Source organism: Limimaricola litoreus (assembly GCF_024159025.1).
Lineage (GTDB): Bacteria > Pseudomonadota > Alphaproteobacteria > Rhodobacterales > Rhodobacteraceae > Limimaricola > Limimaricola litoreus.
Genome location: NZ_JAMYXC010000201.1, coordinates 1 through 8334, shown reverse-complemented (window position 1 = coordinate 8334; position 8334 = coordinate 1). Strand labels below are relative to the sequence as shown.

Genomic DNA, 8334 nt, shown 5'->3' with positions numbered 1-8334 from the left:
GCGGGATGGAGCAGCCCGGTAGCTCGTCAGGCTCATAACCTGAAGGTCGCAGGTTCAAATCCTGCTCCCGCAACCAAATACCCCCCCCCACCAACGATACAAATAGTGCGTCAGGCACAGAACCTGAAAGGCCGGGGCAACCCTGTTACATATATCGGTGAGGGGGATTCATTGATCGGGTCCTGCCGGTTAGCTCAGGGGGGGAGTGCTGAAGCCTTCTACGACCCGCTACCGCACGATAAACTAGTCCGACTACAATGCGTTGCTGTGCATGCGCGGCTCACTGTCGGTCTGGTTCGATCCCGAGATGATCTAGAACGCCGGCAAGACCGGGAAGCGTGGCCGGCCCGAGACCTTTTCGGACGTTGGGCTTTCGTTCCGGCAGACGGTCGGGCTGGTCGAGAGCTTGATCCAGATGGCGGGGCTCAACTGGCCGGTTCCGGACTATTCGACACTGTGCCACTGGCAGGTGCGGATCGCGCCTCGGGACAGCCGCTAAACCTGCTCGTCGACAGCACCGCTATCAAGTTTCGTGGTGATAGCGAGTGGCAGACCCGCAAGCATGGCCCTTCACGCCGGAGGCAATGGCGGAAGGTCCACATCGCCATGGATGCGGGCACGGGGGATGTGCGCGCGGTCGCGTTCACCTTGAGCCGCTAGGGCGACAGCCCGCAGCTGCCGGACCTACCCGCCGGAGGAAATGATCGGCACAGTCATCGCAGACGGGGCTTACGATAGGGCCGATGCCATAGCGCGATCATTGATCAAGGCGCCGAAGCGGTCATACCGATCCGCCGTAATGGCCGTTCTTGGAAAGAAGACTGTCCCGCTGCTGCCGTGCGAAACGAGATATTGCAGACCATCCCGCATCTCGGTCGGGCGTTCTGGAAGAAGTGGACTGGCTATCCCGCCCGCAGTCGGGTCGAGGTCCGGATGAACTGCTTAAAATTCTTCGGCGAGAGGAACAAGTCACAAGACCCCGACCGCCGAAATCCAGATCTTCATCGCCATCATGAACCGCCTCTCGGCCTTTGGCCCGGCTGAGATCGAAGCCGTCCGCTAGCGAAAGGCAGAAAAGGACGCAGTCATGCTTGAGGGTGATTTGCGCAATCATCGCCATGCGGCTCACATATCCATATTGCCAAATCTAGGTGTCCAGCCTATCAGTTTGCAATAACGGTTCAAACCTATCAAGTATATGTGTATCAATTCGGATAGAGAGCCACAGCTGACTATGTTCTGACTAAGTTAGCCCTCGCCGGATCAATGCTGCAGATTGGTCACAACTTACATTGCGAATGTGAGACAATAAAACCCACATCAAGGTAAAGGATATGAATATTATGGGATTTTGGGATTTTCTTGATAAGCGAGTGAAAGGCCAAGAGGATAACATACCTTGGTTCGTTAACGACAAACTGAAGGCGCATAAGTTCTATATAGACAACGATATCCCTACTCCTAGAATGATAGAAGTTTATAACTCTCATGGGGATATAAATCTAAGCAAGCTCCCAGACAGTTTCTGCATAAAGCCAAGCAATATGCATTCCTCAGCAGGGGTAATGCCATTGTCGAGGATTGCAGAAGGCAGGTATTATGACAAGCTTCGAAAGCGTGTTATTTCAGAGGAGGGTGTATTAAGGGAGCAGCTCATATCTTACGAGAATTGCAAATTCAAATCAAGCTATAGGATTCTTGTCGAAGAAGGGCTTGGGCATCAAAAGAGTGATTTTCTTATACCCTTTGATTACAAACTTTACTCTTTCAAAGTGGGAGTCGGCCTTATACTTCAGGTCGATCGGAATAGTGATAAGCCATACTTTTCATTTTTAGACGGGAACGGCGATCCGTTAAGGTTTGATTCGACCATCAACACCTCTAAAAAATCTATTTCTTACTACGGTCACCCTCAACGACCTGAGCATATTGTGGATATGATCAAATGTGCGGGAAAAATTCCGGAGCTACTGGGGACCCCATTTGTTAGTGTCGACATGTATTCTACAAAAAAGGGGTTTTTCGTTGGCGAGATAACTCCGGCGCCAGGCGGCCCATACTATAAGGATATGTTTGAGCTTCTTCCAGAAATAGATTCTATGTTGGGAAAAATGTGGGCGGATTTCTATAGGTAGCTCCTTATACCTTTCACTTTAGAACCTCTGCATTGAACATTAATGCAGATCATTCCTGATGGTGCGCTGTTAGAACGACATTGCCTGCAATGCGTGCTGCACTTGCAGTAGGAATGGTAAGTCTAAATGTTCTACTATAGCCGCCCCCGTACATGGACCCAAATCTTTGCCTCCATAAAGTTGTCGAGCTGTATTGATCACGTCAGGGCAATCGCAGTTGGCCTCAAGTCTCGGCTAAGCCATTGAGAACCTTCCGAAGGAAGTCGTCATCCCAGCCTGCGCGCTTGAGCTTGATCGAGAGCGAGCCCTTGGAGGTGTCCCTGCGGACGACGTCGAGGGCGCGGCGACGCAGGACAGCGATGTTGCCGGGGCCGTTATCCTTACGGTTGCGCGCGGCGTCTTCGCGAAACGACACATCGAGCTGCCAGTGCAGAGCGTTCTCGATGGCCCAATGGGCACGGACGGTTTCAATCAAGAGGTCTGGCGTCGGCTTCCAGGACAGCGCGAAGTAGCGGGTTTTGGAGGTGATGCTCCCGTCGATTTCCCGGGTCGCATCGATCCGGCCGAACGCCTTCAGCCCAGGGAAATCATGGTGCTCGGCCAGCCCCTTGGCCGGAACGACCACCGCAGTGCGCCTCTCCGTCCGCCCATGACCGGTGTCTTCGGCGTGGGCCACCGGATGGTCCTTGTTCTCCTTACCGAAGCAGGCCCGGGCATCGGACAGGAGCGAGTCCTGATTGGCCTTTAGCGCCAAGCACCAGTCCCCGCCCTGCGCGTTGATCGCCGCAACCGTGCGGCGATTGCAGTGCAAGGCATCGGCGGTCACGACCTTCCCCTTCAGTGAGATCAGCCCAAGCACATCGAGAGCGGCATCCAGCTCAGTGCCCCTGTCGGCGGTCACGCTGGCGAGCGTCAGGCGCAGCCGCGAGGCGTAGGCCGACACCATCATCCGCGTCCGCGCGCTCTCACTCTTGTCGCGGGCGCCGCGCAACGCCTTGCCGTCGATGGCGATGATATCTCCTTCGCGCAACAGGGCGGTCACGTCAGCCAGCACTCGCCCGAAAGCGGCATCGAGTGCCTTGGGATCGATCATCCGGAACACCACCGAGAACGTGTCGTGTGAGGGGATGGCGTGCTTGAGCTTTAAGAAATCCCTGAAAATGCCTTCTTTTGCGCGGCCGAACGCGGACATCTCGGCACAGGACGTCGCCCCACACAGGACCGAAACGAACGCGATAACCAGCAGCTCCCCGAGGTCATGCCGAGCGTTCTCGGCGCGGGGATCAGGGACGTCGTCGAAGGCGGAGAGGAAGACGTGCATGCGGTGGCGGGCTCCGTGGGATGAGTTTCCCCACACAAAATCCATCACGCGCCCGGCAGCAAGAGAGCCAAGTCAGAGCATTATAGCCAACTGCGATCCCCCTGTTGATCACGTTCAAGGGGCGTAGTAGTAGCAACATTAAGATCGTATTGAATTAATCTGGAATTGCTCATGCCCTCAAATAATGAAGGAAAATTTATCCCGGATCACAGGAGCCGGGTTTGTGACGTCATTGTCGATGTGCCGGGTGGCACAAATTGCAACGCATCTTTCAAAGACAACCGAAGCAAAGACATTCCAAGCGAGCGGGTCGCCCTTGAAGACGAGAATGGCATGTGCGTTTTTCGCATTCCTGTTGCCGAGGACGTTAACGAAGTCCACTATGTAGTCTCATCCCCCACAGAGGGGGAGATTTCAATCGTCACAGGGTATCCGGTTCAAGCGGGGCAGGAATATCGGCAGCATCTGCCTATGCTTGAGGATGATAAGGTTAAGGTCTTTGTTCCACGGGCGCTGCAGGGCGTAGGGCGTTTCTTAGCCGAGGTCACCTTCTTCGATATTGAAAAGCAGGCTATTTCATCGAAAAGTCGAACCGGAGTTCTCTCTTCCTTAGAGAAGGAGAAAAGGGAATTTCTTAAATTCTCCATTCCCAAAGGTGCTATCAGCTGCGAGGCGGTCTGGTCAATCGACGAGAATGTCACACTCAGCGATCTACCACATTTTTTGAATTCATATTATTCAAGTTATCACCGGTTCGAATGCCGAGATTTTCAGCTCCCCAAGCTGGCTTTCTGGACACGCGCGAAAATCGGTAAGTTTACCGGAAATATTCAGGTACGTTTCTTCTGTGGTGACCAAGTACTTCATCGTAAAGCCTTCGGCTTCCAGATGGGAGAGAATGGTTGGCAAAAGAAAACCGTATCCTTTGCTCATCCCGGCGGGATAAAGCTAGATGAACAGAACTTTCCGGTGCCGTTCGGTGCCACTCATGGTGAGATTTTCGTATCCGTCGATCGGCGCGCTCGTCTTGAACCGCAGCCTCGTTTGTACTTCCGATCAACATTCGCAGAGAGCCAACAGTTGGAGCAGCCGGAACTGGACCAAGGCCCGGACATCCTGATGTCGACCACTGCGGGTCCCTACAGGGATAATGTTCTCAAACTACGGTCGCACTACATCACAGACGAGTTCGTGCGTCATGGGTATCGGACTTGGTACGTACCGCTTGGTGGGGGATCGACTGATCGGGTAGATAGCGAGACTTTCATCCAGTTCGAGCGACGGCGCTTCCTTGAGCTTGCCAAACGTGCCATCACTGGGGGCCGGCCGGGCATCTTCTTCTGCAGCAGCCTGTGCGACGCTGAGGCAGTGCTATCGGTAGATGCCTTCAAGCGGGCGGGCTGGACCGTCGTTTATGAAGTCCGGGACGATATGGAAGCGATGCGGGCTGCCGGTTTTAGTAAATGGTACGCCCCGGAGCTCGAAAGCAAGATCTGCCTCGCAGCGGATGCAATCATCTGCGTCAGCAAGCCGATTCATGCCAGAATGATTGCCTTGGGCGCGGATCCGGCCACGACCTATACCATTCCTAACGGGATCTCGGCCGAAGAGCTAGATTTTGCGCAAACCACCTGGAAGCATCGGAGCAACACGACTCGGCGCAAGGTCGGATACTTCGGCCACTTGTTTCCCGGCCGTTTCGACGTCGATGCGGTCCGCGAAGCTGCTATTCAACATGCCGATGTCAGCTTCGACATCATCGGCCCAGGGCTCCACCCGGTCGAGGCGCTGAATCTGCCGAACGTCACGCTCTACGGTCAGCAACCGATTTCATTCTTCAAAGAGCTTTCCCAAAGTTGGGACGTGGGAATACTTCCTTTTAAGGATAATAGGTTAACTTTCAGCCTCGATCCGATTAAGTATTATCAATATCTTGCAGCGGGCCTGAAAGTCGTGTCCTCGGACGTTTTTGCCCTGCGAGGTCGTCCTTTAACGGAGATCTACGGTAGTGGCGTAACGCTGGGCGACACTATTGGAAACGCACTGCAGAAAGAGCTCTCGGTCGAAGATGGCCAGAATGCTGTAGGATTCTTAGAAGAGAGTACATGGGCCATGCGTTGGAAAAGCACAATGTCTATCCTCGATGGATTGGAAACCATGCCCCGGAAAGGTCGTTTTGATGTCTGATTCTCTCGTCGTGTACAACAACTGCAGTTTAGGCGGCGTCGTCTCAGTCATGCGGGAACGGGTCAAGCAAGGGCTTTCCAAGGGAGCACATTATGACTTCTACTTCTTCAACGATTTTGGTGGACGCGCCTCTCTCGTTGAAGCTGGAGCTAGGCATGTCATGGTCGGTAACATGTCCCATGAGAACAACGTAGCGACCCTTGTCCGGAACAATGGATATAAGTCGGCGCACCTCTTTTCTCATTATCACCTTGGGCACCTCTTGAAGTTACACAAGATACGGGTTCATGCAGAGGTCCATGGCAGCCATATATCTGCAATTCACGATCTCCGAAAAGCCGGTAGTGCCTATGACCGGATCACCGTGCCGAGCCAATGGTCGAAGGATTGGATCGCGGGTCATGGTTTTGACCCGTCTATCATTGACGTGGTCGAGAACAGCGTCGATCGAAGCATCTTTTATGAGAGGCCGGATATCGAACTGAAAGGGGCTAAGCCTGCCCCGGTGATCTGGGTCGGACGGATGGAAGAGCATAAGAACTGGCGGGACGCACTTTCTATCTTCTCCATACTTCTCAAGAGAGGCCAACCGATCCAACCAGTGATGGTGCTCAGCCTGCATAGCGATGCGGCCCGTATTCATGAGTTCTTCCGGCAACTGTCGCTTCTCGGCCTTCTCTCGAAGGTAGAGGTTCTCTATAATATTTCCCAAATCGAAGTAGCACATCTTTTTCGAGAGGCTGCTGCGATGGGCGGATGTTCCTTGCTTACATCCAAGCTAGAGTCCTTCGGCCTCGCGGTAACCGAAAGTCAGTATTGTGGCTTGCCGGTTGTAGCCTCTCGAGTAGGTGCCATTCCTGAAAGGGTAACACATGACGAAAGCGTCAGACTATTTGACTTTGGTGATAATCAAGTAGCGGCAGATCTGATTGAGCAGGTAATTTGTGCAAATTGAATAGCCTAGCAAACAGCGTTGATGATGTGACCGCCCCCGACGGCATCGGAGGAGGCTCTTGACCTGCTCCCCTGAAATGTCCGCACTTCAAGGTTAGCCTGGCCTTGATGCTGTAACCGCCCCCCGACGGCATCGATGTGCCAAGGTGGGTTTGCAACATTCCACATTGGAGGGCGGTCATGTCGGAAGTTACCACAATCGGTCTGGATCTGGCGAAGAACGTGTTTCAGGTGCATGGAGCTGATGGCTCCGGCCACGCGGTCATTCGCAAGAAGCTGCGCCGGGATCAGGTCCTGTCCTTTTTCAGCCAGATGCCACCGTGCCTCGTCGCCATGGAAGCCTGTGGCGGTGCCCACTTTTGGGGCCGTGAAATCGGCAAGCTGGGCCACGAGGTGCGGCTGATTCCGCCAGCGTATGTGAAGCCCTTCGTCAAACGCCAAAAGAATGACGCCGCTGACGCCGAGGCGATCTGCGAGGCGGCGCAGCGCCCGTCGATGCGCTTCGTGCCAGTGAAAAGCGAAGCGGCCCAGGGGGCTGCCATGGTCTTCCGCGTCCGGGAGCTTCTGATCCGGCAGCGCACCCAAGCGATCAATGCCCTGCGCGGCCACTTGGCCGAGTTTGGGGCGGTCGTGCCGCAAGGGGCCGCTAACGCCGGGCGCCTGGTGGCTCTGGTGGAGGATCAGAGCAGCGGCCTACCCGACGACGCACGAGGCACCTTGGAAGTTCTGGTCGGAACGCTGGCCCAGCTCGACGCGCAGATCGCTAAGTTAGATGCCGAGATTGCCCGTCGCGCCAAGGAGAGCGACGTCGCGCGACGACTGATGACAGTCCCGGGCATCGGCCCGTTGATCGCCACGGCGATCGCGGTTCTGGCGCCACCGCCAGAGACGTTCCGAAGAGGTCGGGACTTTGCCGCTTGGCTCGGCCTGGTGCCGCGACAGCATTCGACGGGCGGCAAGCAGCGTCTGGGCGCCACCACGAAGATGGGCGAGCGATCCTTGCGACGCCTGCTGATCATCGGCGCCAATAGCGTCGTCATCAAACGACACGTTCACAAGGAGGCGCAGCCGGGCACGTGGCTGGGCGGCCTGCTGTCGCGCAAGCCGCCGATGTTGGTGCGGGTGGCGCTGGCCAACAAGATGGCGCGGATCGTCTGGGCCTTGATGGCTCGAGGCGGCGTCTACAGGTCTCCGGTCGCGATGGCGTAAGCCATCGTCGGCCGCGAGGACGTCGGAGCGAAAGAGGGCAAGGAGTTGTATGGCGCAACGGTCGTGAGACGGGATCGGGAAAACCAGGGTGCAACAGAGTGCCTTCGAGCACGCGGCCTTGATCTGGACTCGATCCGCGAACACCACACGGGCCGGCGGCATGTAGGGCCGCATCAGAGGCCGGACACATGTCAGCACCCGACGACGCGCCAAGATCAGCTTTGAAGATACCTCTTGCGCTTGGGGCGGTTACACATGTTGCACGAAGCCTGCTCGGGATTCACATTGAGGGTCCTACGGCGTAGCTGGGTGGCATGCCCAAGTCTGCACCTACCCGCTACCGCACCCCGAACTGGTCCGCCTATAACGCGGCGCTGCGTGAGCGTGGATCGCTGACCGTCTGGTTCGATCCGTCGACACCCTGGCACGCGACGCCATCGGGTAAGCGCGGCGGCCAGCCGGTCTACAGCGACGCCGCGATCCAAGCCTGCCTGACGATCAAGGTTCTGTTCGGCCTGCCGCTTCGCC

6 protein-coding genes and 1 pseudogene are annotated in these 8334 nt (G+C 55.8%); 6 read left to right on the top strand and 1 reads right to left on the bottom strand.

What is annotated here, in order from left to right:
• The first annotated feature begins 262 nt into the window (after positions 1-262).
• Together NHG85_RS13065 and NHG85_RS13060 are read left to right on the top strand one after the other, a co-directional pair.
• A pseudogene (locus NHG85_RS13065) lies at positions 263-1063 on the top strand (IS5 family transposase).
• A 280-nt stretch (positions 1064-1343) separates the two neighbouring features.
• Positions 1344-2135, top strand: coding sequence for an ATP-grasp fold amidoligase family protein (locus NHG85_RS13060; protein WP_253333045.1), 792 nt, complete (start codon positions 1344-1346; stop codon positions 2133-2135).
• 223 nt (positions 2136-2358) lie between these two features.
• Here NHG85_RS13060 and NHG85_RS13055 read toward each other — a convergent pair whose 3' ends face one another.
• The gene (locus tag NHG85_RS13055; RefSeq protein WP_253333043.1) at positions 2359-3456 is read right to left on the bottom strand and encodes an ISAs1 family transposase; all 1098 of its coding nucleotides are present in this window, start codon (positions 3454-3456) and stop codon (positions 2359-2361) included.
• Positions 3457-3627: 171 nt separating this feature from the next.
• Here NHG85_RS13055 and NHG85_RS13050 point away from each other — a divergent pair, with 171 nt between their 5' ends.
• The 4 genes from NHG85_RS13050 to NHG85_RS13035 form a co-directional block, all read left to right on the top strand.
• Positions 3628-5643, top strand: coding sequence for a glycosyltransferase (locus tag NHG85_RS13050; RefSeq protein ID WP_253333047.1), 2016 nt, complete (start codon positions 3628-3630; stop codon positions 5641-5643).
• The gene (locus tag NHG85_RS13045; protein WP_253333041.1) at positions 5636-6598 is read left to right on the top strand and encodes a glycosyltransferase family 4 protein; all 963 of its coding nucleotides are present in this window, start codon (positions 5636-5638) and stop codon (positions 6596-6598) included. Before NHG85_RS13050 ends, NHG85_RS13045 begins: the two co-directional genes overlap by 8 nt.
• 179 nt (positions 6599-6777) lie before the next feature.
• Positions 6778-7806, top strand: coding sequence for an IS110 family RNA-guided transposase (locus NHG85_RS13040; RefSeq protein ID WP_253333039.1), 1029 nt, complete (start codon positions 6778-6780; stop codon positions 7804-7806).
• Positions 7807-8120: 314 nt separating this feature from the next.
• The coding region (locus NHG85_RS13035; RefSeq protein ID WP_253333037.1) for a transposase at positions 8121-8334 on the top strand (214 nt) is incomplete at its 3' end.